Origin of the sequence: Acetonema longum DSM 6540, assembly GCF_000219125.1 — a bacterium.
GTDB classification, from domain to species: Bacteria; Bacillota; Negativicutes; order Sporomusales; family Acetonemataceae; genus Acetonema; species Acetonema longum.
Window position 1 is genome coordinate 1 of sequence record NZ_AFGF01000268.1, and the last position, 463, is coordinate 463.

Annotated in this window: 1 protein-coding gene; it reads left to right on the plus strand. The window is 58.1% G+C overall.

Annotated features, from left to right (window positions below):
• A partial coding sequence (locus tag ALO_RS19285) for a phage tail protein (protein WP_004099576.1) occupies positions 1-463 on the plus strand: 463 nt, incomplete at both ends.

Sequence of the window (463 nt, forward strand, 5' to 3'; positions counted from 1 at the left end):
CCCGAAGGCGTGGGTAGAGGCAAGGTCATTCTGCGGGGCACCAAGTACGGCTGCGTCTGTGATGCTCCCGGCACCCCGGTGCAGATGTTCACCGTCGGCAATATTCTCACCGACAAATTCCAGGAAACCTTCCTGGGGCTCAAAGACCGGGCCAATGCCATTGAAATCACCTTTGCCAACAAGGACAAAGGCTACCAGAAGGATGTCATCACGGCTTACGCCGATGATTATGACGGAACCGAACCCAACATCACCCAAATTACTCTGGATGGCATTACCACGGCAGCCCAGGCCTACCGGGAAGGGAAATACCGGCTGCGGCTCAACCGGTACCTGACCCGGACGGTGGAACACAGCGCCGATATCGACGCGATCGCCTGCCAGATCAATGATGTGGTGTTACTGGCCCACGACGTGCCGCAGTGGGGATTTTCCGGACGGCTGCTGGCGGCAACGGATACGA